This is a genomic window from Rhizobium sp. CB2179 (assembly GCF_057653455.1).
Genome location: NZ_CM172781.1, coordinates 4149247 through 4173119 on the forward strand (window position 1 = coordinate 4149247; position 23873 = coordinate 4173119).

Sequence of the window (23873 nt, forward strand, 5' to 3'; positions counted from 1 at the left end):
GTCAGCGCAGGCGTTCCATGAAAAACGCGTCATTCCGCCGCCTCCACCAGAGGTGCCGGCGAAAAATCCTCCGGGAAATGCGTCATGGCGCTCATCACAGGATAGGGCGTGAACCCACCCAGCGCACAGAGCGAGCCGAACTTCATTGTGTTGCAGAGATCGGCAAGCAGCGCCCGGTTCTTCTCCGGCTCGATACCGCGGGCGATCTTGTCGGCCGTCTCCACGCCGCGCGTCGAGCCGATGCGGCAGGGCGTGCACTTGCCGCAGCTTTCGACGGCGCAGAATTCCATGGCGAAACGCGCCTGCTTCAGCATATCGGCCGTGTCGTCGAAGACGACGATACCGGCATGGCCGATCAGCCCGTCCCTGGCGGCGAAGGATTCGTAATCGAATGGCGTGTCGAACAGCGCCCTCGGGAAATAGGCGCCGAGCGGTCCGCCGACCTGCACGGCCTTGACCGGCCGTCCCGTCGCCGTCCCGCCACCGATCCTGTCGACGATATCTCCGAGCGAAAGACCGAAGGCCGTCTCAAAGAGGCCGCCATATCTGACATTGCCGGCGATCTGCAGCGGGATGGTGCCGCGTGAGCGGCCCATGCCGAAATTGCGGTAGAAGGCCGCACCCTTTTCCATGATGACGGGCACCGAGGCCAGCGAGATCACGTTGTTGATGACGGTCGGACAGTTAAACAGCCCCTTATGTGCCGGCAGCGGCGGCTTGGCACGCACGACGCCGCGCTTGCCTTCGAGACTGTTGAGCAGCGCCGTCTCCTCGCCGCAGACATAGGCGCCGGCGCCGGTGCGCACCTCGATATCGAAGGCGCGGCCGGACCCGAGCACCGATGGTCCGAGGATACCGGCCTGGCGCGCGAGGCCGACGGCCTCGGTCATGACAGCGATCGCATGCGGATATTCTGAACGCGTATAGACGAAGCCTTTAGTCGCCCCGGTCGCCAGCCCTGATATCGCCATGCCCTCGATCAACACGAAGGGATCGCCCTCCATGATCATCCGGTCGGCAAAGGTGCCGCTGTCGCCCTCATCGGCATTGCAGACGATATATTTGCGTTCGCCGGCGGCATCGAGAACGGTCTTCCACTTGATGCCTGTGGGAAAGCCGGCGCCGCCGCGTCCGCGCAGGCCGGAATCGGTGACTTCCTTGACGACTTCAACGGGTGTCATCGAAACGGCGCGGCGAAGGCCGGCAAGACCGCCATGCGCCTCGTAATCGCCCAGCGAAAGCGGATCGGTGACGCCGCAGCGGGCGAAGGTCAGGCGGGTCTGTTCCTTGAGGAACGGGAGGTCTTCAACCTCCCCGAGACAGAGCCGATGCTCGCCTCCATCAATCATCCCGGCATCGAACAGATCAGGCACATCCTTCGCCTTCACCGACCCGTAGCCGATGCGCTTGCCGGCAACCTCGACCTCGACCAACGGCTCCAGCCAGAACATTCCGCGCGAGCCGTTGCGCACGATCTCGGCATCGAAGCCGCGGGCGGCGATCTCCTGGGCAATCGCCTTTGCCACCTTTTCGGCCCCGAGCGCCAGCGCTGCGGCATCGCGCGGAACATATATCCTGACCGTCATCGACGTGCCTCCGCGACGAGTTCCGCCGCCGTCTGATCGTCGACCCGGCCATAAACCTCGCCGTCGAGCATCGCCGCCGGCGCACAGGCGCAGAGCCCGAGACAGTAGACCGGCTCCAGCGTCACGCCGCCATCGAGCGTCGTCTGATGAAAATCGATGCCGAGCAGCGCCTTGACACGTTCGGCCAGCGCATCGCCGCCCATCGACTGACAGGCTTCAGCGCGACAGAGCTTCAGCACATGCCGGCCGGCGGGATGGTCGCGATAATCGTGATAGAAGGTCACCACGCCATGCACCTCGGCGCGGGAGAGGTTCAATTCCTCCGCAATAACAGGCATGGCCTCCTGCGGCACATAGCCGAATTCTTGCTGAACCTCGTGCAGAATGGGAAGCAGCGGCCCTTCGAGAAAGCGAAGATCGGCGATGATGGCTCGGGTGCGTGCTGCAATATCGCCTTCGGCGATATGAATGGTCATAATGCAGCCCTCCCGGCGGCTTGCTCGTTGCGAAATAGCGGGCCTCCCCCAGCCGAGTGCTATTCCGTCACCACCATCTCAGGGAAGCAGCCGGCGATCAATAAAGCTATCTCGTTGCTTGATAGGTTTTTTCTATCAAAGTTCTTCATCTTGCACGAGCACTCTTGCTTCATGCAGCAAAGCCGAGACAAGCGGCGTGAAGGGCTCGCGATACGGCGCAACAAGGCCGACCAGATGATGCGCCTCCGGCTCGACGATCGGGATCATGCGGATTTCCACTGGAAATCCGAAGGATTTGGCGACGTTGCGCGGCATGATGCTCGCCCAGCGTCCGGTCCGGACATGCGAAAACAGCACGATCATCGAGTTCGATTCGAGCGTCGGATGCGCGGTGGCGCCTGCTTCCGTCAAGTGGCGGTTGATGATGCGGCGGTTCTGCATGTCGGCAGTCAATAGACAAAGCCGAAGATCGCCGATCTCCCGCCAGGTCACGTTGTCGCGATCAGATAGCGGGCTGCCGGCAGCCGTGATCAGATTATAGCGCTCGGCATAGAGGGGAACGGTCGTGACGCGGCCGAGCGGCTCGTTTTCGAGATAGGTGATGCCGGCATCGATTTCGAGATTTTCGAGCATGCTCAGCACCTGCAGCGAATTCCGCGAGACGATCGAGAAGGTCACGCCGGGATGCCGCTCCTGAAAGGGCGTGGTGATGCGCGACAGCATGGCGAGCGCGGTCGGAATGGCGGCGAGGCGGATGTGGCCGGAAAGGCCACGGCGCGCAGCGCGCATCTCCTCGCGCATGGTGCGGGCATCGCCGACGATGCGCCGGGCCCATTCGAGCACGCGCTGTCCCTCCGGCGTCAGCCCCTGGAACCGCGAACCGCGTTGCACCAGCATGACGCCGAGTTGATCCTCGAGTTGCCGGATGGCGGCCGAAAGCGTCGGCTGCGAGATCCCGCACTCCTCCGCGGCACGGCCAAAATGCTTTTCATTGGCAAGGGCGATGAAGAATTCCAGCTTGTCGATCATCCGGTCTCCCGATCCGGCGTGACATCATCCGGGTCAGTTCATCTTTGACGCAGCAGCCGTGCTCCGCAAGGGCGATCTCTAGATCAGGATGATTTTAGGCCCGATCGGCCTAAAATCTGAATCCTGATCTAAATCAAAGAAATAGAGCATGATGTCGTCCGAAAACCGCGCACACTTTTCGGCATCATGCTCTAACTGTTTTCTGCAGCCGGGAAAAGATCGAACAGCGATTCGAGGAAGGCAAGCACGCTGACATTGCCGATGCTGTAATAGACCAGCCTGCCCTGGCGGCGCGTATGGACCAGGCCTTCTAGCCTTAACCGCGCCAGCTGCTGCGAGACCATTGCCTGCTGTATGCCGAGGATATTTTCGATTTCACCCACCGTCCGTTCCTCGTTCGCCAGTATGCAGAGGATCAGAAGTCGGGTCTGGTGTGCTAGCGCTTTCAGCAGATTGCTCACTTCGTGGGCTTTTCCAGCGAGTGTGTGCAATTCCTGGCCGGTCATCCCCGGCTCGGGTTTGGGCAGCGGCATTCGGTATCTCGGAAGGTAGGCAATGAGGTAGATCAGCACAATAGCATATTCGCACAAGCGAATTGGTCAAAAGTGATGAAGTGTCAAAAAAAGTCCAAACAAATCAGCAGATAAGCTGACCTCCATTGATCTCGATCACCTGTCCGGTGATGTAGCCCGAGAGCGAGGGAGCCGCCAGGAACAGATAGGCGGGAGCACAATCCTCCGCCGTGCCGAGCCGCTGCAGGGGGATGGATTTTCTCGTCTGCTCCAGCTTTTCGCGCGAGGAATAGCGCTCATGGAAATCCGTCTCGATCGTTCCCGGCGACACGCAATTGACGCGGATGCCGTCCGGTGCAAGCTCACGGGCAAGCGCCTTGGAATAGGTTGCAACGAAGGCTTTCGAGGCGGAATAGATCGAGGAACCGGGGCTGCCGCCGGTCAGCGCCGAAATCGAAACCGTGTTGACGATGGCAGCGCCACCAGCCGCCTTCAATGCCGGCAGCAGCGCCCGCGTCAGCGCCACCACCGATGTCTGGTTGAGCCGCACGACCGCCTCATATTCTGCGTCGGTGAGTGTGGCGGCGGGAAAACGACCAAGCATGGTGCCGGCATTGTTGACGAGCACATCGACCTTATCGAAGAAGGCGAGAGTATCCTCGGCAAATTGCGCTGCGCCACCGACTGCAGAGAAATCGGCATTAAGCAGCAGCGCCCGTCTTTCGGATTCAGCCGTCAGCAGGAAATCCGGCAGGTCGCGTCCCGGCTTGCGCCCGGTATGGACGATCACCTTCGCGCCGCAGTCCAGGAACTGCCGGGCCACTTCAAGGCCGATGCCGCGGCCGGCGCCGGTCACCACAACATTGCGATTTTCGAACAGTCTGGGATGGAACACGAAGCCGTCCTCCTCGCGGACAGTGCCGCCGGTTGTGTCATTCGCCCTTAACATATGAGCGCGCCGACCGAAAGGAAGGCGCGCATCGATCTTTCCGGAAAGATGCACGTTCCTGCGGAAGACTAGTTTTCGGCCTCCAGAAGTCGCGCGCCCGGCCCTTCCTTGCCGAGCCGGTCACAGGGATTGCGCAACGGACAGCTTTCGATCGACAGGCAGCCGCAGCCGATGCAGCCGGTCAGACGGTCGCGCAGCAGGCTAAGCCGCCTGATTCGCGCGTCGAGATCATCCTTCCACAGCGCCGACAGCGTCTGCCAGTCGGCGACGGTCGGCGTGCGTCCCTGCGGCAGGGACGTGAACGCCGCTTGGATTTCCGAAAGCGGAATGCCGACACGCTGCGCCACCTTGATGATGCCGAGCCGGCGAAGCACATCGCGCCCATAGCGCCGCTGATTGCCACGGGAGCGGATGCTCGAGATCAGCCCCTTGGTCTCGTAAAAATGCAGTGCCGAGACGGCCAGGCCGCTGCGCTCCGCCACTTCGCCGACCGTCAGGAGCTTGCCGAGCGGCGCTGCCGGAATTGTATCCATTGCCTCTTGACCTCAATATTAGTTGAGGTTTTATAACCCTTGCTCCTGCAATCGTAAAGTCCAATCGCAATAAGGAGCACGCATGCAAACACCCACCAGGCTGGTTGTCATCTATGGAAGCACGAGAGAGGGCCGCATCTGCGACCGGGTGGTCAAATGGCTGACGCAGGAACTCGTCCGCTTCCCGCAATTCGATATCGATATCATCGATCCATTGAATTTCGCGCTGCCGTCTAACCGTGACATGGCGCACCCCGAAATCGGCAGGCTCGCCGGCCGGCTTGGCATGGCCGACGCCTTCATCATCGTCACGCCGGAATATAATCACAGCTTCACCGCCTCGTTGAAGTCGATCATCGATTTCTTCTTCGAGCCCTGGCAGGGCAAGCCGGTCGCCTTCGTTTCCTATGGCGGCATATCCGGCGGCCTGCGCGCCGTCGAACAGCTGCGGCTGGTCTTTGCCGAACTCCACGCCGTCACCATCCGCGATTCGGTCAGCTTTGCCGCACCTTGGAACCGCTTCGATCCAGACGGACGACTCGATAATCCCGCCGATGGAATGCGTTTGCTCGATCGGATGATGGCGAGGCTGGAATGGTGGACGCAGGCGCTCGTCACCGCCCGCAGCAATCGTCCCTATGCCGAAATAGAGCGCCGCGCGTCTTTTCAGACACGCTAAGGACGCTCTATCACTTTGAATCTGCTCATAATCCTTTCCGAAAATAGATTCCGATTTTCGGGGTTATGCGCTAGCCGCCTGAGCCAGAAAGCTCCGGTTCCGTTCCCGGCAGGTACGGAACCATTGGGAACACCCGGGCAGATCCTCCGCCCGGGTGTTTTCCGTCACATCCGGTTCATTCCGACCGCACGGACGGGTTCGCAATTTTGCGGTTGCGGGGAGAAAACCCCGGTGATAGTTTCCGCGCAAATAACAGGGGGGCTCCGTATTGCCGGGGCTGAGATGTGAGGCGCAAGCCTCTGGACCCTTCAAAGCTGATCTGGGTAATGCCAGCGGAGCGAGGTTCAGATGTTCTCAGGCGCACAAGTGTCACTCTATCCGATGTCCGACAATTTCGTCGGCATCATTCTCGATGCCGTCAAGGTGCTCGATCCCTATCGCGACCGGCTGCGCATCGAGACCGATGACATTTCCACACTGCTGGTCGGCCCGCCTGACATCCTCTTCGCCGCCATGCACGACCTTTTCGTCTCTGCCGCAAAGACCGGCGAGCATTGCGTGCTGTCCGCTGCGATTTCACGCGGCTGCCCCGGCGAGCCCGACGACGCCATCTGCGGCGTCAACCCCTCCCTCGGTCAGGCGGAGCCGCTTGCCGAGCGTATAACAGCCGCACTTGCCGCGGTTGAAACCACCGCCGAGACCGGACAGCCGACCGCTGCGCAATTCTCGCTCTACGTCATGGGAACCGGTACCCATATGGACGAGATCTACGGCTGCATCGACTTCCTGAAGCGCTCCGGCACCTTCGACCGCGCCAAGAATTTCTGTACCAGGCTCTCTGGCGATGCCGGCGCGGTCTTCGCCACCATTCGCGAGGCCTTCTATCGCTTCGGCGACCCCGAAGGACATGTGACCCTAGATGTCACGGTTTCCGCCAACAGCCCGACGAAGGCCTGAATTAGAACGCTGATGACACCGTCAAAACCATCGGAATCGCGCCTTGCCGCGCTCCGCGCCGCTCTCTACCGGGGCATACCCGCCTTGCTCGCCGGCTGCGCCTTCTTGGCGGCATGGGAACTCTATGTCGATCTCTCCGGCATCAAACCGTCCATCCTGCCGGCGCCGTCGCGTATCGTCATCCAGGGTTGGCTGAACCGCGAGGCGCTGATATCAAACACCTGGCCGACGCTCGGCGCGACACTCGGAGGTTTCGCCCTGTCGCTTGCCTTCGCCTTCGCCGCCTCGATCCTCATGGATTTCGTGCCCTTCATGCGCCGGGCATTGCTTCCGATCTTCATCGCCAGCCAGACCCTGCCGCTGGTGGCGATCGCCCCCCTCGTCGTCCTCTGGTTCGGCTTCGGCCTATTGCCGAAGATCCTGCTGGTGGCGCTCGTCACCTTCTTCCCGCTGCTCGTCGCCTTGCTGCAGGGCTATGAATCGACTGACCGCGACATCGCCGAATTGCTGAATTCGATGAAGGCGAGCCGCTGGCGCATTTTCCGTCTGGCACGGCTTCCCTCCTCGCTGCCCTATTTCTTCGCCGGCCTGCGGATCTCGATCACCTATGCCGTCGTCGGCGCGATCTTTGCCGAATATGCCGGTGCCGCCCGCGGCCTCGGCATCTATATCCTCAACGCCAAGAACAACTTCCGACCCGATCTCGTGCTCGCCGCCGTCATCGTCAGCGCCGTGCTGACACTCTGCCTCTTCGGGTTGACGCTGATGATCCAGCGCCTCGTTATGCCCTGGCAGCCATCCGGGGAGCAGCGCCGATGAGCGATGCAATGGTTGAACTCAGCAACATCTCGAAGTCCTTCGATGGCATGAAGGTGCTGGACGACATTTCACTCGCTGTCGCAAACGGCGAGTTCGTTTCGATCGTTGGCCCATCCGGCTCCGGAAAATCGACGGTGCTGCGACTGCTGACCCAGGCGCTTCGGCCCGATTCCGGCACCATGCTTTTCAAAGGCGCGCCGCTGGAACAGGCGCCGCATTCCTTCGCCTTCATGCCGCAACGCGATGCGCTGATGCCCTGGCGCCGGATCATCGACAATGCAGCACTCGGTCTCGAAGTGAAAGGCATGAGCCGTCGCGCGGCCCGCGCCGCCGTCGCGCCGCTGTTCGAGAGCTTCGGCCTTGCAGGCTTCGAGCAACACTATCCCTCCGCGCTGTCAGGCGGCATGCGCCAGCGCGCCGCGCTGCTGCGCACCGTCGTCCAGACCCAGGACATGCTGCTGCTCGACGAGCCTTTCGGCGCCCTCGACGCGCTGACGCGTACGCAGATCCAGGAATGGCTGCAGGGCATGTGGACCGAGCACCGCTGGACGGCGCTGCTGATCACCCATGATGTTCGCGAGGCCGTGTTCCTCTCCGACCGGATCTACGTGCTTTCGGCCCGTCCAGCGCGTATCATCCGTGAATTCCGCGTTCCCCTGCCCCGTCCGAGAAGCATCGCCGATCTCGGCTCGCCGGCGGCCCAGGCGATCGAAACCGAAATCCTGCAAACCCTGCTTCATCCGCTAGAACAGGATGATTTTAGGTCGGTCGGCCTAAAATCTGAATCCTGTTCTAATTTAAAGAGTTAGAGCATGATGTCGTCCGAAAACGCTCACACTTTTCGGCATCATGCTCTAGAGACCTGAGGAGGTCACCATGCTGCTTCTCACCCGTCGCCAGACGATCTTCGCCGCCATCGCGGCAAGCGTCGCCGGCCGCACTGCCTTTGCCCAATCGGCGCCCGCAAAGGTTCGCATCGCGCTCGACTGGACGCCCAACACCAACCATATCGGCATCTATGTCGCCAAGGCGAAGGGCTTCTATGCCGATGCCGGGCTCGATGTCGAGATTCTTCCCTTCACCGATACCAGCGCCGGAACGCTGGTGTCGAACGGCGTTGCCGATTTCGGCATCAGCAGCGAGATCGAGACGCTGACGCAACGCGCTGGCGGCGGTGACGTGAAGATGGTCTACGGCGTCGTCCAGACGGAAACCGCACGCCTGATCTTCAAGGGCGGACGCGACGACATCAAGAGCCCGAAAGACCTCGACGGCAAGACCTATGGCGGCTTTGGTGGCACCTGGGAGAGCGCGCTGATCTCGGCGATGATCCGCAATGACGGCGGCAAAGGCGACGTCAAGACCGTCACCCTCGGCACCTCCGCTTACGAGGCGCTGGACAATGGCTCGATCGATTTCACGCTGGAGATCTACACCTGGGAAGGCATCGCTGCCGAACTGGAAAACCGCAAGATCGGCCGCTTCCACTATTCCGATTATGGCATTCCCGACGAGCAGACGACGGTCATCGTCTCCAGCGACGCCTATCTCTCCGCAAGTCGGGACCACGCCCGCGCCTTCATCCAGGCGACACGAAAGGGTTATGCCTACTCCGTCGACCATCCCGACGAAGCCTGCGACCTGTTGATCTCTGGAAGCAACGGCGCACTGATGAATACGGAACTGGTAAAGGCTTCTCAGAAGGCATTGATCGAGGGCCACTTCCTGAAATCCGAGGCCGGTGTGATCGGTAAGCTCGACCCGGCAAAGGCCGAGGCCCTGGGTGGCTTCCTGATCGAGAATGGTATTCTGGTCGATGCGAATGGCGCCGCACTCAAGGAGAAGCCGGACTTTTCCACCTATTATACCAACGAACTTCTCGACTGAGCGCAACGCCTGCCTTGCCCGTCGTGACTTTCCGCTGCAAAGTCCGAGACCCCGGAGCATGATGTCGTCCGAAAACCGCTCACACTTTTCGGCATCATGCTCTGGGCAGGGCGGGGGATAAGATGCGACAACAGGAGAGACTGGCCGGAGCGGACTTTCTGCGCGCGACGGCCTGTCTGCTGGTGCTCGCCCACCACTTCGCGCTGCGGCTGGATATGCGCAGAATCCCCGAGGAACTCGGACCGGCCGCAAATATCCTCCGCTTCGGCAATTTCGGCGTCGCCATCTTCTTCGTGCTCAGCGGCTTTCTTCTTGCCCATCCCTTCTGGCGCGCGCTCGACGCGGCCAGCGACATGCCGAGCCTGCGGCATTACACGATACGCAGGATGGCGCGCATCGCTCCGGGCTTCTGGTTCGCCGCCACCGTCGGCTTCGCCCTCAGCCTGACGCTGCTGGCTCTGCCGCTGACGCCTGAGCTTGTGCTCCGCTACGTCTCCGGGCTGCTGTTCATGAGCCAATGGCATTGGCGCACCTTGTTTCCTGTCGAAGCCGACGGGCCGCTCTGGTCCATTCCCTTCGAGGTCACCAGCTATGTGCTCCTGCCGGTCTGCTTTCTCGTGCTGTTTCGTTTGCCTTTCCTGAGGCAGCGCCCGTTGCTTGCCCGCTTCGCCTGGCTTTGCGTCATCACCGGCGTACTCCTCGCCCATGTGCTGATCCTGACCTTCCTTGCGCTCGACGACATCGGACGCGGCTGGCAGTATGGCCTGCAGGGCGGGGCTAAGGAGTGGATGCCGAGATATAACCCGATCGGCTTCTTCGCCGTCTTCGCGCTCGGCGCGCTTGCCGCCGGCGTCGAGGTCATGCTGCCAAGAAGGCGCTCCTCCTGGTTCGATGCCGCAGCGCTCCTCGCCCTCGCCATTGCCGCCTACCGCCTCGTCATATCGCCCGGCGGCTCCGCCGAAGCCTACGGCTGGCTCGAAATCCCCTACGGTTTTCCGGTCTTTCCACTGGCAGTCGCAACGGCGCTCGTCTCGCTCAGCCATTCACAACGCCTAGGCGTGCTGCTTGACAACGCTCCTGTCCGCTACATCGCAAGGATCTCCTTCGGCATCTATATCTGGCAGGAGATCATCCTGATATTGATCCAGAGGCTCGACCCGGGTTCGTTCGGCGTTTCCTCGGAAAATGTCGTCACTGGCTGGCTGCAGTCTTGCGGATTGGCGGCAGCGCTCATCCTTCTGGTCGCAACCCTCAGCTACGCGCTGCTGGAAAAGCCGGCGATCCATTTCGGAAGCCGGCTGACATCTCGTCAACCCAATCGGGCTACTCCTTTCAAAGTATAAATTTCCCGTAAACGCAACTACAGGCGTTAAGGTTAACGCGGAATACTCCCATTTTTGGCGTCTTTAGGGTTATCAAATTCTTATTTATCCCGATGACAAACGATACGTGACCATGTATTTGTCTCCCTGCTGTTCAGTATCGCATCTAAACTTGTGGACCTTGCGTAATGAATGCTTTTACTTCGAAGACGAATCCACGCTTCGATCCGTCTCAGCGTCAGGACAAAACCAAGACCCTGGTTATAGCGAACTCCAACATTCGCCAGCCGGATAGCTTTTCCCTTATCGAAAGAAAGATGGCTGTGCGGCTGGGCGTGAAGCGGTTGATCGACATCGTCGCCTCAGTCAGCGCCCTCATCGTGCTGGCGCCGCTTTTTCTGGTAATCGCTCTTTTCATCAAACTCGACGATGGCGGTCCGGTGTTTTTCCGCCAGATCCGCTGGGGGCTGAACGGCCGGAAGATCATGGTCTTCAAGTTCCGGTCGATGCGTGCGGAAGCTTGCGATCCGAGCGGCATTCAACAGACCGTCAAGGGCGACAGCCGGGTGACAGGCATCGGCTCGGTGCTCCGCAAGACCAATATCGACGAGCTGCCGCAGCTTTTCAACGTTCTCAGGGGTGAGATGTCGTTGGTCGGCCCGCGCTGCCACGCCATCAATATGCGGGCAGCCGGTCGGCTCTACGAGGAACTGGTGCCGGACTACCACCACCGCCACATCATGCGCCCCGGCATCACCGGCCTTGCGCAGACGCGCGGCTGGCGCGGCCCGACGGCGCGGCCCCTGGCAGCCCGCGCTCGCATCGCCTGCGATATCTATTATGTCAGGAATTTCAGCCTGCTACTCGACCTGAAGATCCTGTTCAAGACGGTCGTCATCGAGCTGCGCGGTGGAACCGGCTTCTGAGACGAAGCCGGCATCACTACCAGAGGTAGGCCGCCCTGCAGCGTCACGCGTCTTATCAGACGCGCAAAGGTCGCATTAGCCCTTTGAATTGTTGCGGCCGCCGCTTAATTTCAACTCGGCCGATAGTGCTGTTTTCCATACATCGACAGATAAAGGCAGAAACAAAAAAGCGGCCATCGCGGCCGCTTTTCATGGATCTTACCGATTGTAATCAATCCTGTTGAACGACGCCGCGCAGGTGCGTCAGTTCCATGATGAAGTGCTCGAGCTTCGACTTGTGCTCGTGCAACTCGGCATGTTCGAGTTCCTTGCGGGCGGCCTCGATGCGGCGCGTCAGTTCGTCCTTGTGGAGTTCCTCGACCGGAACCGCGGATTCGGCCAGCAATGTGCAGCCGGTCGGCAGGATATCGGCAAAACCGCCGAACACGACGTAGTCCTGCTTCTTGCCGGAGGCCGAACGCACGCTCACGACACCCGGTTTGATCGTCGTCATCGTCGGCGCATGGTTTGCCATGACCGTCATCTCGCCTTCAGTCGCGGGGATGACGACCTCGGTCACCATCTCCGACAGCAGCAGACGCTCCGGCGAAACGAGCTCAAAGTTGAAATTGTCAGCCATCAGTGACTTACCTTCTCGGCTATGGCGTTCGCATCTTGCAATTTAGTCCCGCAGAACGGGCAGTGCATTATCGCTTGGTCGAGATAACCGAGGCCTTCCTCGCTCTGGACCAGCCCCACCACCATCATCAGCACGCCATTATCGGCGCGATAGACGGTCGGCGCTGCCGGTTCCGGAAGATCCGCCACGACCCCTTTCAGGGAGTCGCAGCAGAATATCTCGTCTAGCGCATCGCTCATTAAGCAGCTGCGAGCTTCTTGGCCTTTTCGACCGCTTCTTCCATCGAGCCGACCATGTAGAAGGCAGCTTCCGGCAGGTGATCATATTCGCCGTTGACGAGGCCCTTGAAGCCCTTGATCGTGTCTTCGAGAGCAACCAGCTTGCCCGGCGAACCGGTGAAGACTTCGGCGACGAAGAACGGCTGCGACAGGAAACGCTCGATCTTGCGGGCGCGGGCGACAGCAATCTTGTCCTCTTCGGACAATTCGTCCATGCCAAGGATCGCGATGATGTCCTGCAGGGCCTTGTAACGCTGCAGCGTCGACTGGACCTTACGGGCGACGTCGTAATGTTCTTCGCCGACGACCATCGGGTCGAGCATGCGCGACGTGGAGTCGAGCGGATCGACCGCCGGGTAGATGCCCTTTTCAGCGATCGAGCGCGACAGAACCGTCGTTGCGTCAAGGTGAGCAAACGAGGTTGCCGGCGCCGGGTCGGTCAAGTCGTCGGCCGGAACGTAAATGGCCTGAACCGAGGTGATCGAGCCGGTCGTCGTCGTGGTGATGCGCTCCTGCATCTGGCCCATGTCGGTTGCGAGCGTCGGCTGATAACCGACCGCCGACGGGATACGGCCGAGCAGAGCCGACACTTCGGAACCTGCCTGCGTGAAGCGGAAGATGTTGTCGACGAAGAACAGAACGTCCTGGCCCTGGTCGCGGAAGTGTTCGGCGACAGTCAGGCCGGTCAGGGCGACGCGGGCGCGGGCGCCCGGGGGTTCGTTCATCTGACCGTAAACCAGCGCGGCCTTCGAGCCTTCGCCGCCACCATGCTTGTTGACGTTCGATTCGATCATTTCATGGTAGAGGTCGTTGCCTTCGCGGGTGCGTTCACCGACGCCTGCGAAAACCGAATAACCACCATGCGCCTTGGCGACGTTGTTGATCAATTCCATGATCAGAACGGTCTTGCCGACGCCGGCGCCGCCGAAGAGGCCGATCTTGCCGCCGCGTGCATAGGGAGCCAGAAGATCGACGACCTTGATGCCGGTCACCAGAATCTGCGATTCCGTCGACTGCTCGACATAGGACGGCGCCTCCTGGTGGATGGAGCGCTTATGAGCGGTAACCAGCGGACCGGCTTCGTCGACCGGCTCACCGATGACGTTCATGATGCGGCCGAGCGTCTCGTTGCCGACCGGGACCATGATCGGAGCGCCGGTATCGGCGACTTCCTGACCGCGGACGAGACCTTCGCTCGAGTCCATCGCGATGGTACGGACGACGTTTTCGCCAAGGTGCTGCGCAACTTCGAGAACCAGGCGGTTGCCGTTGTTGCTGGTTTCCAGCGCGTTCAGGATCTTCGGCAGTTCGCCTTCGAAAGCAACGTCGACGACGGCGCCGATAACCTGGGTGACTCTGCCGACAGAGCCGATCTTGGGGGTAGCTGCCTCAGCCATTTTCTGACCCTCTTTTCCTAGCCTCAGAGCGCTTCCGCGCCCGAAATGATTTCAATGAGTTCCTTGGTGATCTGCGCCTGACGCTGGCGGTTGTAGCTCAGCGTCAGCTTGTTGATCATCTCACCGGCATTACGCGTCGCATTGTCCATAGCGCTCATCTTGGCGCCCATCTCGCCTGCGACGTTCTCAAGGAGCGCGCGGAAGATCTGGACGGAGATGTTGCGCGGGATCAGATCTTCGAGGATCGATGCCGGATCCGGCTCGTATTCGTAGACGGCGCCTGCATGTGCGGCATCTTCGGCCTGCACAGCTCCCGTTGAAGCCGGGATGAGCTGCTGCGCCGTCGGAATCTGACTGATCACCGACTTGAACTCGGAATAGAACAGCGTGCAGACGTCGAACTCGCCGGCAGCATACATCTCGATGATACGCTTGCCGATCTGATCCGCATTCTCGAAGCCGACCCGCTTGACGTCGCGCAATTCCTTGCGCTCGATGATCAGAGAGGCGAATTCGCGGCGAAGGATATCGTGACCCTTCTTGCCGACGGTGAAGATCTTCACCGTCTTGCCTTCGGCAAGCAGCTTGCGGACATGTTCGCGTGCAAAGCGTGCGATCTGCGAGTTGAAACCGCCGCAAAGACCGCGTTCGGCCGTGCAGACCACCAGCAGATGGACCTTGTCCTGGCCAGTGCCGGTCATCAGCGTCGGTGCGCCGTCGGCATCGGTGACGGCCTTGGCGATGTTCGCCAAAACCACACCCATGCGCTGCGAATAAGGCCGGGCGGCCTCGGCCGCCTCCTGCGCACGCCGAAGCTTCGCCGCGGCGACCATTTTCATCGCCTTGGTGATCTTCTGCGTCGCCTTGACGGAGGCGATCCGGTTTTTCAGATCCTTAAGTGAAGGCATCCGTGATCCGTCCTAACTTAGGGCCTGATTACGAGAAAGACTTTGCGAAGCTATCCAGAGCAGCATTGAGCTTGCCCTTGGTATCGTCGCTGATTGCCTTTTCCGTGCGGATCGCGTCGAGGATGGCGGAGCCTTCCGAACGCAGATATGAGAGGAAGCCCTGCTCGAACTTGCCGACCGAAGCGACCGGCAGCTTATCGAGATAGCCGTTGACGCCAGCAAAGATCACGGCGACCTGCTCTTCCGTCTTCAGCGGCGAGAACTGCGGCTGCTTCAGGAGTTCGGTCAGGCGTGCACCGCGGTTCAGCAGGCGCTGCGTCGCAGCGTCGAGGTCCGAACCGAACTGGGCGAAGGCGGCCATTTCGCGATACTGGGCGAGTTCGCCCTTGATCGAGCCGGCAACCTGCTTCATCGCCTTGATCTGCGCCGACGAACCGACGCGGGAAACCGACAGACCGACGTTCACAGCCGGGCGGATACCCTGGTAGAACAGGTCGGTTTCAAGGAAGATCTGGCCGTCGGTGATCGAGATCACGTTGGTCGGAATGAAGGCCGACACGTCGTTGCCCTGCGTTTCGATGACCGGCAGAGCGGTGAGCGAACCGGCGCCCTTGTCGTCGTTCATCTTCGCAGCGCGCTCGAGCAGGCGCGAGTGCAGATAGAAAACGTCGCCCGGATAGGCTTCGCGGCCCGGCGGGCGGCGCAGCAGCAGCGACATCTGGCGGTAGGACACGGCCTGCTTGGACAGGTCGTCGTAGCCGATCAGCGCATGCATGCCGTTGTCACGGAAATATTCGCCCATGGCGCAGCCGGCAAACGGCGCCAGAAACTGCATCGGCGCCGGATCGGAAGCGGTGGCGGCAACGATGATCGAATACTTCAGTGCGCCGCGCTCTTCGAGCACCTTGACGAACTGGGCGACGGTCGAACGCTTCTGGCCGACGGCGACGTAGACGCAGTAAAGCTTTTCGCCTTCCGGACCGTTGTCGTGAATGGCCTTCTGGTTGAGGAAGGCATCGAGAAGGATCGCAGTCTTGCCGGTCTGGCGGTCGCCGATGACCAGCTCGCGCTGGCCGCGGCCGACCGGGATCAGCGCGTCGATGGCCTTGAGGCCGGTCGACATCGGCTCATGAACCGACTTGCGCGGAATGATGCCGGGAGCCTTGACGTCGACGCGCGAACGGCGCGTCGCGTTGATCGGGCCCTTGCCGTCGATCGGATTGCCGAGCGCGTCGACGACGCGGCCGAGCAGTTCCGGACCAACTGGAACGTCAACGATGGCGCCGGTCCGCTTGACGGTGTCGCCTTCCTTGATGTTACGGTCGGAGCCGAAGATGACGACGCCGACATTGTCGGATTCGAGGTTCAGGGCCATGCCGCGGATGCCGCCCGGGAACTCGACCATTTCACCGGCCTGGACATTGTCCAGACCGTAGACACGAGCGATACCGTCACCGACGGAGAGAACCTGGCCGACTTCCGAGACTTCTGCCTCTTTGCCGAAATTTTTAATCTGGTCTTTGAGAATTGCGGAAATTTCCGCGGCGCGGATATCCATCAGCCAACCTCTTTCAATGCGAGCTTAAGGGTAGAGAGTTTGGTACGAAGAGACGTATCAATCTGACGGGACCCGACCTTCACGATCAGACCACCAAGAATTGACGGATCAACCGTGACGGCAATCGTCACGTCTTTGCCGGTAACGCTCTTGAGTGCCACCTTCAATTCGGTTTCCTGCGCTTGCGAAAGCGCATGCGCCGAGGTGACCTCGGCGGAGATTTCACCGCGATGGTTCGCGGCGATGATGCGGAAGGCCTTGATCATGCCCGGCAGGGTGAACAGGCGGCGGTTGCGCGCCACGACCTTCAGAAAATTGGCGAAGAAACCGCTGATACCGGCCTTCTCGCTGATGGCGACGATCGCCTTCAGCTGGTCTTCAGCGGAAAAAACCGGGCTTGCGACGAAGCGCTTCAGATCGGCGCTCTCATCCAGCATAGCCTGGAAATGATCAAGATCGGCGGTGACGCTGTCGACGGCGCCCTGCTCGAGCGCCAGTTCGAAAAGCGACGAGGCATAGCGTTCGGCAACACCAGAAGTAAGCTGGGACGTGTCTGCCACTGGCACAAATTTCCCTGATTTCAACCCAAAATCCGGCTCTCGGCGGGCGCCGAACCTATGATCTTGAATTCGTTTTGATTTCCCCCAGAAATCACAAGAGAAGCCTCTTGCTTCTTCCGAAATTCGGGGTCCGTCTAACATAGGATGTTCGGACTCGCAACACGCGTAATGCCCGAATACGCCTTTCGCATGAATTTCTGTCTGCAAAATCGCGCAATGGCCTGAAAGCAGGCCGAAGAAGCCGTCTGCCGGCAGTAAGAGTCACGTCTGGGTGAAGCCGAAAACGTAGAGCAGCGGTAGCGCGGCCAAAGCGATCTGCACAACCAGGAGTAAATAGTTGACGAGATTACTCCCCTTATCGGACAGAATCGAGATGACACGGGCAAAGGCCGCCATCGCGAAGGAGGCGCCGAGCGCCATGTAGATCCAGTCCTGGGCGAGCATGATCGCCGACAGCCCGAAACCGAGATAGAAACCGCCCATCGAGCGTCCCTCGCCGAAGCCTTCCGGCCGCCCCTCCTGCGCCTGCAGACCGAGAAGACGGAAAGTATGGCCCGGCGCGAACATCATGATGAAGCCGGCAAGCGCCGTGAAAGCCGCGGAGCAAAAGGCAAGCTGCTCGCCAAGCTCGGTCGGAAAGTAAAACTCCATGCATCAGCCCCAAATCACCCGGATGAATCAGTGTTTTATGGCATGGGCCGAAAAAGGAGGAAATGGCGACTTCATTTGATTTAGAGAAAACTCTGCGGATCGATATCCAGCTGCACCTGCACCGATCCACGCTCTTTGGGCGATTGTGAGAGCATCGCCCGCAGAAAGCCCTGCATGTCCGAGTTCCGCCGGCCGTGGACCAAAAGACGGAAGCGGTGGCGGCCGCGCACCAGCGCGAGCGGCGCTTCGGCCGGACCGAGCACCGAGATGCCTGACACCTGCGGTGCGGCGTTGCGCATGCCGCGCGCATGGTTTTCGGCGTCGTGGCGGGTTTCGGCCGAAACGATGATCGACGCCAGCCTGCCGAAGGGCGGCAATATGGCGCGTTCGCGTTCGGTGATCTCGCGCTCGTAGAAGGCGTCGGAATCGCCGGAGACAATTGCCTGCATGACAGGATGCTGCGGCTGATAGGTCTGCAGCAACCCATGGCTCTTGAGGCCGGTGCGCCCGGCCCGGCCCGTCACCTGCGACAAGAGCTGGAAGGTGCGTTCGGCCGCGCGCGGGTCGCCATTGGCAAGGCCGAGATCGGCATCGACGATGCCGACCAGCGTCATCAGCGGAAAATTGTGCCCCTTTGCCACAAGCTGGGTGCCGATAACGATATCGGCCTCGCCCTTGGCGATCGCTTCCAGCTCCAGCCGCAGCCGCTTCACCCCACCCATGATATCCGAGGAGAGAACGATCGTCCGCGCCTCCGGAAAATGCCGTTCCACCTCCTCGGCGATGCGCTCGACGCCTGGCCCGCAGGCGACGAGATGGTCGAGCGTGCCGCATTCCGGGCAGGCCTCGGGCGTGCGCTCGGCATGGCCGCATTGATGGCATTGCAGCTGCTTGCGGAAACGATGCTCCACCAGCCAGCTCGAACATTGCGGGCATTGGAACCGATGGCCGCAGACCCGGCAGAGCGTCAGCGGCGCATAACCGCGCCGGTTGAGAAACAGCAGTGCCTGTTCGCGCTTGTCCACCGTCTTGCCAATCGCCCGGATCAGCACTGGCGACAGGAAGCCGCCCCGCTCCGGCGCGTGCCTGCGCATATCGACCAGATGGAGGTCCGGCATCGCCGCATCGCCGAAACGCGTCGGCAGGTGGACGGTGCTGTAGCGCCCGCTCTGGCCATTGACCTGGCTTTCGACCGACGGTGTCGCCGACACCAGAATGACGGGAAAATCACCGATGCGGCCGCGCACGACGGCCATGTCGCGAGCATTGTAGAAGACGCGATCCTCCTGCTTATAAGCGGGATCGTGCTCCTCGTCGACGATGATCAGGCCGAGATCCTCGAAGGGCAGGAAGAGCGCCGAGCGGGCGCCAGCCACCACCCGCACTTCGCCGGTCACCGCCTGGCGCCAGACCTTTTCGCGCATGCGCGGCGCAAGATCGGAATGCCATTCGGCCGGCTTTGCCCCGAAGCGGTCCTGGAAGCGCTCCATGAAACTGGCCGTCAGGGCGATCTCCGGCAGCAGGATCAGCACCTGCTTGCCACGTTTCAGTGTCTCGGCAATCGCCTCGAAATAGACCTCGGTCTTGCCGGAGCCGGTCACCCCGTCGATCAGTGACACCGAAAATTCGCCCTTGCGGACATCGGCAACGATCTCTTCGGCCGCCTGCTTCTGCGGTCCTTCGAGACGTGCGGCGGCAAAATCCGGATCCGGCATCGCCACCACCGGCGGCGGCGCCAGGAATATCGCCTCAAAAATACCGAGCGTGATCAGGCCGTCGACGACACTCGTCGAGACACCCGCCGCATGCGCAAGGCCGCTGCGTGTCCAGGAAAAGCCGTCGGAGGCCGTATCGAGCACCCGGGCGCGCGCCGGCGTCATCCGCTCCGGTTCGCCGCCGACGAGCTTCAGCCCCTCCACCATCGGTTCCGGCTCGAAGGCGTTCGGCGCCCGCAGCGCCATACGGGCGACGAGGCCGGGCGGCGAGAGCGTATAGGTCGCCACCCAATCGATGAAATCCCGCATCTCCCTGGCAAGCGGCGGGCAATCGAAGACATGGCTGATCGGCCGAAGCTTCTTCGGATCGACGCCGTCCTCGCCGCCGTCCCAGACGACGCCGATCACCTGCCGCGGCCCGAGCGGCACCTGCACGACCGAGCCGGGCTCGACCGCCATGCCATCCGGCACCGAATAGGAATAGGGTTTCGGCGCCGGCATCGGCACCAGCACGGGAACCGTTCGGTTCGCGGGCGGTGCCTCGAAAAGCGCGCCAAAGAGATCGGACGAATCTGTGCTCATCGCGCGAGACCATGCCCGCAAATCGATGGAATTGGAACCGCAAAGACGCAGCGACGCGTTCCGGCTGGTCGCAACGATTTAAACAGTGAAGCTCAGAATTGCGCTTCACCTGGCAAGTCGGTCGCCACTGCCGGAAGTGGCTTCATTTGTCTCGGCATTGCGCTGCCGCAGACGCAGGATCGCCGATGCCTCGCGAGGATCGGGCGGCAGAACGGCGTTCTTCAACGCGATCGAATAGGCGTGTTTCGGATGTTCCAGCACGTCCCTGGCATCGCCGCTCTCCACCACCACGCCCTTGCGCATGATCACCACGCGGTCGGAAATATAATAGGCGGTCGCAAGATCATGGGTGATGTAGACGATCGAGACGTTGAGCGCATCACGCAGATCGCGGAAGAGATTGACGATCGACATGCGAAGCGATGCGTCGACCATCGAGACCGGCTCGTCCGCCACGATCAGCTTCGGCTCGGGTATCAGCGCACGGGCGACAGCGATGCGCTGCAATTGGCCGCCTGAAAGCTCGTGCGAGAAGCGGCCCTTTATCTCCGCCATCGACAGGCCGACGCGTTGGAGGGCAACGTCGGCAAGCGCCTCTTTCTCGGTGCGGCTCTTTGCCCCCTTGAAGCGATGCGCGGTGGCCAGCAGATACTCGTCGATCCGGGTCAGCGGATTGAAGGCCTCGAATGGATTTTGGAAGACCGGCTGGACCTTGGCCATGAAAGCCTCGCGATCCCTGCGGGACCGCACCGCCTTCACATCCGTGCCGTCGAAATGAATGCTGCCCCGATCGGCCTTTTCGCTGCCGAGGATCATCTTCGCCAGCGTCGATTTTCCGGAGCCGGATTCGCCGACGATCGTGAATATCTCGGGTTTGTCGGCGGCAAGCGCAAAGCTGACATCGTCGACCGCCTTCATCTTTTCGCGCGAGAAGAAGCCGCCGATCGGAAAGAGCTTGGTCACATGGTCGAGTTCGAGGAGATTGCTGCTCATTGGATCTGGTACTCCCCGGCACGGAAGCACGCGACCCGCCCTCCCGTCGCGCTCGGCAGCATCGCCGGCACTTCACGTGCGCATTTGTCGATCGCGATCGGACAGCGTGGATGGAAACGGCATCCCGAAGGCGGATCCGAAAGTGCCGGCGGCTTGCCCTTGAGGCTTTTCCGCGTCGAGACGTCGCCAATGCGCGGCAGGCTGCCGATCAGGTGGACGGTGTAGGGATGCTGGGGATTGTCGAAGATCGCCTGCGTCGGCCCCTCCTCCGCCAGCCGTCCCGCATACATGATGGCCAGCCGGTCGGTGATGGCGGCATGCACAGACATGTCGTGGGTCACGAAGATGACCGAGGACTGCAGGCGGGTCTGCACTTCCTTGATCAGCGCCAGCACGTCCTGCTGGACAAGCACGTCGAGCGCCGTCGTCGGCTCGTCGGCGATGATGAATTCCGGCTCGCAGACGGTGGCAAGGGCGATCGTCAGACGCTGGCGCATGCCGCCCGAAAGCTGATGCGGAAAGGCTTCGAGCACATGAGGATCGAGATGCAGCCTGGCAAGATGCGCCTCGACGCGCGCGCGGAAGGCGGCGGGATCGAGGTTCATATGGCGGGAGGCGAAATCGGTGAAGGCGTGTTTGACCCTTCTGACCGGGTTCAGCACGTTCATCGAACCCTGCATGATGTAGGAGAGGTGACGCCAGCGTGCCGCCTTCATCTTCGCCGGTTCGCCGTAGACATCGATCGGCCCGTCGGCAAAATTGAATTTCACCGTTCCGCCGACGACGCGCATCGGCGGGCGGATGGCGCCGGCAAGCGTCTTGATCAGCGATGTCTTGCCGCTCGAGGATTCGCCGGCAATGCCGTAGATCTCGTTCTTGCGGATGGTCAGGCTGATATCGTCGACTGCGCGGATTTCCCGCCGCACACCGAAATAGTCGTTGACGTAGTAGCATTTCAGCCCGTCGATCGTCAGTGCGTCCATGGTGTTTTCGGCAAGGGTCAAAGGCTGCGTCCTCATCAGGTTCTGCATCTCCTCAAGCTCCCATGCGGGCGAGCCGCGAGCGCGGGTCGATATATTCGTTCACCGACATGGCGAGCATGAACAGGCCGAGGAAGAGGATGACGACGAAGAGCATCGGAAAGGCGACCCACCACCATATGCCCGATACCATCGCGGAATGCGCATTGGCCCAGTAGATCATGCCGCCGATCGTCGGCCGGTTGATGTCGGAAAATCCGAGCACCGAGAGCGTCACTTCGAGGCCGATCGCCCAGATCATGTTGTTCATCGTCGTGAAGAAGACGATCGGCATGACATAGGGCAGATGTTCGCGGATGAGGATCTGCGGTGTGCGCATGCCCGAAAAGACCGCGTGCCGGGTGAATTCCCGCTGACGGAGAGACAGGGCGACGGACCGGATCAGCCGGCTGTCATGTGTCCATCCGAGCAGCGCTGCGGTGATCGCCAGCATGAACCACGTCATCTGGTCGCGGAGCACGAAGACCAGAAGCAGCAGGATCGGAATGTTCGGCAGTGCGCCGAGCGTATCGTTGACCGCCATGATGATCTGGTCGGTTCGGCCGCCGATATAGCCGGAGATCAGCCCGACGGCGATGGCGATGATGCGGCTGACGAAGGCGACGATGATACCGAAGAACAGCGTATTTCGCATCGAGGCGGCGATCTGCCAGAAAACCTCCTGGCCGCGCGAGGTGGTGCCGAGCCAGAATTCGGCCGAAGGCGGCATGTCGGGCGCAACGACATAGATGGCATTCTCGTCATAGGGCGAGAAGAACGACGCCACGATCAGCGCCAGGATGATAGAAATCAGGATGGTTCCGAGCAGGAACTCCTTGTTGTAGCGCAGCAGGTCTCTGAGGACTTTGAACATCGCGGATTACCCCAGTTTCACGCGTGGATCGATCAGCGGATAGATGATGTCGATCACGAAGACCGCGGCGGCAACCGCGATGATGGCGATGGTGGTGACACCGAGCACGAGGCTGTAATCGCCGGAATAGATGCCGGAGATCAGAAGCTTGCCGATCCCGGGATAATTGAAGACGAACTCGACGATGACGGCGCCGCCGAAGACATTGCCGAGACTGAGCGCCAGGCCGGTGACCTGCGGCAGCATGGCGTTGCGCGCCACATATTGCGAAAAGATGCTGCGCGAGCGCACGCCGCCAAGTTCGGCATAGACGACGTGGTCGTCGGTGACGATGTTGGAAACCAGCGAGCGCATCGAGATGAACCAGCCGCCGATGCCGACGAGCACGAGGGTCAGGGCCGGCAGGATGCCGTGTTCGATCACCGAGCTGATGAAGGCCCAGTTGAAGGCCGGCGCGAGATTGACCTGCGCGCCGTCGCTGATCGGCAGGATCGGCCAGATGAAACCGAAGAGGATCACCAGGCTGAGACCGATGATGTAGGTCGGGATCGGCTGCAGCGCCATGATGACGATGCCGGCGACCTTCAGCAGCTTGCTGCTGCGGAAATAGCCGGCAAGCGCGCCGAGAAAATTGCCGATGATCCAGGAAATTATCGTTGCGAGCGTCAGAAGCCCGACGGTCCAGGGCAGTGCCCGGCCGATAACGGTCATCACCGGAGTCGGGAAAGACGAAAGCGACGGGCCGAAATCGCCGGTCAGGACACGGCCCCAGAAGGTGAAATACTGCTCCAGCAGCGGGCCGCCGGTGCCGTAGAGCTCGCGCAGCGATTCGCGGAGGATTTCGACGGCCTGCGGATCGGTGGAACCGAAGCTCGTCAACAGCGATACGGTCTGCTCGATCGGATCGACCGGCGAAAAATGCGCGATCAGGAAGGCCAGCGTGATGCCGGTGAAGACCACGAAGAGAAATTGCAGAAAGCGTTTTGCCGCATAGATCAGAAAGCCGTTCATGACATCGACCCTTCAATAGCAGAACGGAAACAG

25 protein-coding genes and 1 riboswitch are annotated in these 23873 nt (G+C 61.1%); of the genes, 7 read left to right on the plus strand and 18 right to left on the minus strand.

Annotated features, from left to right (window positions below; all coding sequences use genetic code 11):
• Positions 1–29: 29 nt before the first annotated feature.
• The 6 genes from AC244Q_RS20450 to soxR all read right to left on the minus strand — a co-directional run bounded on the left by AC244Q_RS20450 (position 30) and on the right by soxR (position 5085).
• Positions 30–1586: a formate dehydrogenase beta subunit gene (locus tag AC244Q_RS20450; RefSeq protein ID WP_128408070.1), complete on the minus strand. Its 1557-nt coding sequence runs from the start codon at positions 1584–1586 to the stop codon at positions 30–32.
• Complete coding sequence (locus tag AC244Q_RS20455; RefSeq protein WP_017995348.1) at positions 1583–2062, minus strand: formate dehydrogenase subunit gamma; 480 nt, start codon at positions 2060–2062, stop codon at positions 1583–1585. Before AC244Q_RS20455 ends, AC244Q_RS20450 begins: the two co-directional genes overlap by 4 nt.
• Positions 2063–2197: 135 nt before the next feature.
• Positions 2198–3091 carry a LysR family transcriptional regulator gene (locus tag AC244Q_RS20460; protein WP_003543441.1) on the minus strand — a complete coding sequence of 298 codons (894 nt, stop codon included), beginning with the start codon at positions 3089–3091 and terminating at the stop codon, positions 2198–2200.
• Between the two features lie 191 nt (positions 3092–3282).
• Positions 3283–3624: an ArsR/SmtB family transcription factor gene (locus AC244Q_RS20465; protein ID WP_113547555.1), complete on the minus strand. Its 342-nt coding sequence runs from the start codon at positions 3622–3624 to the stop codon at positions 3283–3285.
• 103 nt (positions 3625–3727) lie between these two features.
• Positions 3728–4498, minus strand: a complete 771-nt coding sequence (locus tag AC244Q_RS20470; RefSeq protein WP_028743625.1) for an SDR family NAD(P)-dependent oxidoreductase — start codon at positions 4496–4498, stop codon at positions 3728–3730.
• A 122-nt stretch (positions 4499–4620) separates the two neighbouring features.
• Positions 4621–5085, minus strand: a complete 465-nt coding sequence (soxR, locus tag AC244Q_RS20475; protein WP_113547556.1) for a redox-sensitive transcriptional activator SoxR — start codon at positions 5083–5085, stop codon at positions 4621–4623.
• 82 nt (positions 5086–5167) lie between these two features.
• On the opposite strand from soxR, the gene AC244Q_RS20480 reads away from it, so the two are divergent.
• From AC244Q_RS20480 to AC244Q_RS20510, 7 genes are all read left to right on the plus strand, one after another.
• Positions 5168–5764 (plus strand): NADPH-dependent FMN reductase, encoded by a 597-nt coding sequence (locus tag AC244Q_RS20480; RefSeq protein ID WP_113547557.1) that lies wholly within the window; start codon positions 5168–5170, stop codon positions 5762–5764.
• Positions 5765–6008: 244 nt separating this feature from the next.
• Positions 6009–6122, plus strand: a riboswitch (TPP riboswitch).
• Positions 6113–6721 (plus strand): YkoF family thiamine/hydroxymethylpyrimidine-binding protein, encoded by a 609-nt coding sequence (locus AC244Q_RS20485; RefSeq protein WP_113547558.1) that lies wholly within the window; start codon positions 6113–6115, stop codon positions 6719–6721. It overlaps the preceding riboswitch by 10 nt.
• Positions 6722–6733: 12 nt before the next feature.
• Positions 6734–7540, plus strand: a complete 807-nt coding sequence (locus AC244Q_RS20490; protein ID WP_113547559.1) for an ABC transporter permease — start codon at positions 6734–6736, stop codon at positions 7538–7540.
• Positions 7537–8349: an ABC transporter ATP-binding protein gene (locus AC244Q_RS20495; RefSeq protein WP_113547560.1), complete on the plus strand. Its 813-nt coding sequence runs from the start codon at positions 7537–7539 to the stop codon at positions 8347–8349. The genes AC244Q_RS20490 and AC244Q_RS20495 overlap by 4 nt, the downstream gene beginning before the upstream one ends.
• A 67-nt stretch (positions 8350–8416) precedes the next feature.
• Positions 8417–9427 (plus strand): ABC transporter substrate-binding protein, encoded by a 1011-nt coding sequence (locus AC244Q_RS20500; RefSeq protein ID WP_012759243.1) that lies wholly within the window; start codon positions 8417–8419, stop codon positions 9425–9427.
• Between the two features lie 122 nt (positions 9428–9549).
• The gene (locus AC244Q_RS20505) at positions 9550–10770 is read left to right on the plus strand and encodes an acyltransferase family protein (protein WP_113547561.1); all 1221 of its coding nucleotides are present in this window, start codon (positions 9550–9552) and stop codon (positions 10768–10770) included.
• Between the two features lie 167 nt (positions 10771–10937).
• Positions 10938–11675 carry a sugar transferase gene (locus AC244Q_RS20510; protein ID WP_012759245.1) on the plus strand — a complete coding sequence of 246 codons (738 nt, stop codon included), beginning with the start codon at positions 10938–10940 and terminating at the stop codon, positions 11673–11675.
• A gap of 211 nt (positions 11676–11886) precedes the next feature.
• On the opposite strand, the gene AC244Q_RS20515 is transcribed toward AC244Q_RS20510, so the two are convergent.
• The 12 genes from AC244Q_RS20515 to AC244Q_RS20570 form a co-directional block, all read right to left on the minus strand.
• Positions 11887–12294, minus strand: coding sequence for a F0F1 ATP synthase subunit epsilon (locus AC244Q_RS20515; protein WP_012759246.1), 408 nt, complete (start codon positions 12292–12294; stop codon positions 11887–11889).
• Positions 12294–12533 carry a hypothetical protein gene (locus tag AC244Q_RS20520; RefSeq protein WP_012759247.1) on the minus strand — a complete coding sequence of 80 codons (240 nt, stop codon included), beginning with the start codon at positions 12531–12533 and terminating at the stop codon, positions 12294–12296. The genes AC244Q_RS20515 and AC244Q_RS20520 overlap by 1 nt, the downstream gene beginning before the upstream one ends.
• Positions 12533–13969 carry a F0F1 ATP synthase subunit beta gene (gene atpD / locus AC244Q_RS20525; protein ID WP_012759248.1) on the minus strand — a complete coding sequence of 479 codons (1437 nt, stop codon included), beginning with the start codon at positions 13967–13969 and terminating at the stop codon, positions 12533–12535. The genes AC244Q_RS20520 and atpD overlap by 1 nt, the downstream gene beginning before the upstream one ends.
• A gap of 23 nt (positions 13970–13992) precedes the next feature.
• Entirely contained in the window at positions 13993–14877 is an 885-nt protein-coding gene (locus AC244Q_RS20530; RefSeq protein WP_033179392.1) for a F0F1 ATP synthase subunit gamma, read from the minus strand.
• 28 nt (positions 14878–14905) lie between these two features.
• Positions 14906–16435 carry a F0F1 ATP synthase subunit alpha gene (gene atpA / locus AC244Q_RS20535; protein ID WP_128406581.1) on the minus strand — a complete coding sequence of 510 codons (1530 nt, stop codon included), beginning with the start codon at positions 16433–16435 and terminating at the stop codon, positions 14906–14908.
• Positions 16435–17001: a F0F1 ATP synthase subunit delta gene (locus AC244Q_RS20540; protein WP_206641079.1), complete on the minus strand. Its 567-nt coding sequence runs from the start codon at positions 16999–17001 to the stop codon at positions 16435–16437. The genes atpA and AC244Q_RS20540 overlap by 1 nt, the downstream gene beginning before the upstream one ends.
• 255 nt (positions 17002–17256) lie before the next feature.
• Positions 17257–17646, minus strand: coding sequence for an AGROH133_08824 family phage infection protein (locus AC244Q_RS20545; RefSeq protein WP_012759252.1), 390 nt, complete (start codon positions 17644–17646; stop codon positions 17257–17259).
• Positions 17647–17726: 80 nt separating this feature from the next.
• Positions 17727–19943, minus strand: coding sequence for a primosomal protein N' (locus AC244Q_RS20550; protein WP_128406580.1), 2217 nt, complete (start codon positions 19941–19943; stop codon positions 17727–17729).
• 105 nt (positions 19944–20048) lie between these two features.
• Entirely contained in the window at positions 20049–20936 is an 888-nt protein-coding gene (locus tag AC244Q_RS20555; RefSeq protein ID WP_012759254.1) for an ABC transporter ATP-binding protein, read from the minus strand.
• Positions 20933–21967, minus strand: a complete 1035-nt coding sequence (locus AC244Q_RS20560; protein WP_012759255.1) for an ABC transporter ATP-binding protein — start codon at positions 21965–21967, stop codon at positions 20933–20935. The genes AC244Q_RS20555 and AC244Q_RS20560 overlap by 4 nt, the downstream gene beginning before the upstream one ends.
• A gap of 4 nt (positions 21968–21971) precedes the next feature.
• Complete coding sequence (locus tag AC244Q_RS20565) at positions 21972–22829, minus strand: ABC transporter permease (RefSeq protein ID WP_017995361.1); 858 nt, start codon at positions 22827–22829, stop codon at positions 21972–21974.
• A 6-nt stretch (positions 22830–22835) separates the two neighbouring features.
• On the minus strand, positions 22836–23840 hold the full coding sequence (locus AC244Q_RS20570) for an ABC transporter permease (protein WP_003543481.1): 1005 nt from the start codon (positions 23838–23840) through the stop codon (positions 22836–22838).
• Positions 23841–23873 lie beyond the last annotated feature (33 nt).

What these genes read in the sequence shown, in the direction of transcription:
- AC244Q_RS20450 (WP_128408070.1), bottom strand. Translation starts at nt 1,586, where the DNA reads ATGACGGTCAGGATATATGTTCCGCGCGATGCCGCAGCGCTGGCGCTC.
- AC244Q_RS20455 (WP_017995348.1), bottom strand. Translation starts at nt 2,062, where the DNA reads ATGACCATTCATATCGCCGAAGGCGATATTGCAGCACGCACCCGAGCC.
- AC244Q_RS20460 (WP_003543441.1), bottom strand. Translation starts at nt 3,091, where the DNA reads ATGATCGACAAGCTGGAATTCTTCATCGCCCTTGCCAATGAAAAGCAT.
- AC244Q_RS20465 (WP_113547555.1), bottom strand. Translation starts at nt 3,624, where the DNA reads ATGCCGCTGCCCAAACCCGAGCCGGGGATGACCGGCCAGGAATTGCAC.
- soxR (WP_113547556.1), bottom strand. Translation starts at nt 5,085, where the DNA reads ATGGATACAATTCCGGCAGCGCCGCTCGGCAAGCTCCTGACGGTCGGC.
- AC244Q_RS20480 (WP_113547557.1), top strand. Translation starts at nt 5,168, where the DNA reads ATGCAAACACCCACCAGGCTGGTTGTCATCTATGGAAGCACGAGAGAG.
- AC244Q_RS20485 (WP_113547558.1), top strand. Translation starts at nt 6,113, where the DNA reads ATGTTCTCAGGCGCACAAGTGTCACTCTATCCGATGTCCGACAATTTC.
- AC244Q_RS20490 (WP_113547559.1), top strand. Translation starts at nt 6,734, where the DNA reads ATGACACCGTCAAAACCATCGGAATCGCGCCTTGCCGCGCTCCGCGCC.
- AC244Q_RS20495 (WP_113547560.1), top strand. Translation starts at nt 7,537, where the DNA reads ATGAGCGATGCAATGGTTGAACTCAGCAACATCTCGAAGTCCTTCGAT.
- AC244Q_RS20500 (WP_012759243.1), top strand. Translation starts at nt 8,417, where the DNA reads ATGCTGCTTCTCACCCGTCGCCAGACGATCTTCGCCGCCATCGCGGCA.
- AC244Q_RS20505 (WP_113547561.1), top strand. Translation starts at nt 9,550, where the DNA reads ATGCGACAACAGGAGAGACTGGCCGGAGCGGACTTTCTGCGCGCGACG.
- AC244Q_RS20510 (WP_012759245.1), top strand. Translation starts at nt 10,938, where the DNA reads ATGAATGCTTTTACTTCGAAGACGAATCCACGCTTCGATCCGTCTCAG.
- AC244Q_RS20515 (WP_012759246.1), bottom strand. Translation starts at nt 12,294, where the DNA reads ATGGCTGACAATTTCAACTTTGAGCTCGTTTCGCCGGAGCGTCTGCTG.
- AC244Q_RS20520 (WP_012759247.1), bottom strand. Translation starts at nt 12,533, where the DNA reads ATGAGCGATGCGCTAGACGAGATATTCTGCTGCGACTCCCTGAAAGGG.
- atpD (WP_012759248.1), bottom strand. Translation starts at nt 13,969, where the DNA reads ATGGCTGAGGCAGCTACCCCCAAGATCGGCTCTGTCGGCAGAGTCACC.
- AC244Q_RS20530 (WP_033179392.1), bottom strand. Translation starts at nt 14,877, where the DNA reads ATGCCTTCACTTAAGGATCTGAAAAACCGGATCGCCTCCGTCAAGGCG.
- atpA (WP_128406581.1), bottom strand. Translation starts at nt 16,435, where the DNA reads ATGGATATCCGCGCCGCGGAAATTTCCGCAATTCTCAAAGACCAGATT.
- AC244Q_RS20545 (WP_012759252.1), bottom strand. Translation starts at nt 17,646, where the DNA reads ATGGAGTTTTACTTTCCGACCGAGCTTGGCGAGCAGCTTGCCTTTTGC.
- AC244Q_RS20550 (WP_128406580.1), bottom strand. Translation starts at nt 19,943, where the DNA reads ATGAGCACAGATTCGTCCGATCTCTTTGGCGCGCTTTTCGAGGCACCG.
- AC244Q_RS20555 (WP_012759254.1), bottom strand. Translation starts at nt 20,936, where the DNA reads ATGAGCAGCAATCTCCTCGAACTCGACCATGTGACCAAGCTCTTTCCG.
- AC244Q_RS20560 (WP_012759255.1), bottom strand. Translation starts at nt 21,967, where the DNA reads ATGCAGAACCTGATGAGGACGCAGCCTTTGACCCTTGCCGAAAACACC.
- AC244Q_RS20565 (WP_017995361.1), bottom strand. Translation starts at nt 22,829, where the DNA reads ATGTTCAAAGTCCTCAGAGACCTGCTGCGCTACAACAAGGAGTTCCTG.
- AC244Q_RS20570 (WP_003543481.1), bottom strand. Translation starts at nt 23,840, where the DNA reads ATGAACGGCTTTCTGATCTATGCGGCAAAACGCTTTCTGCAATTTCTC.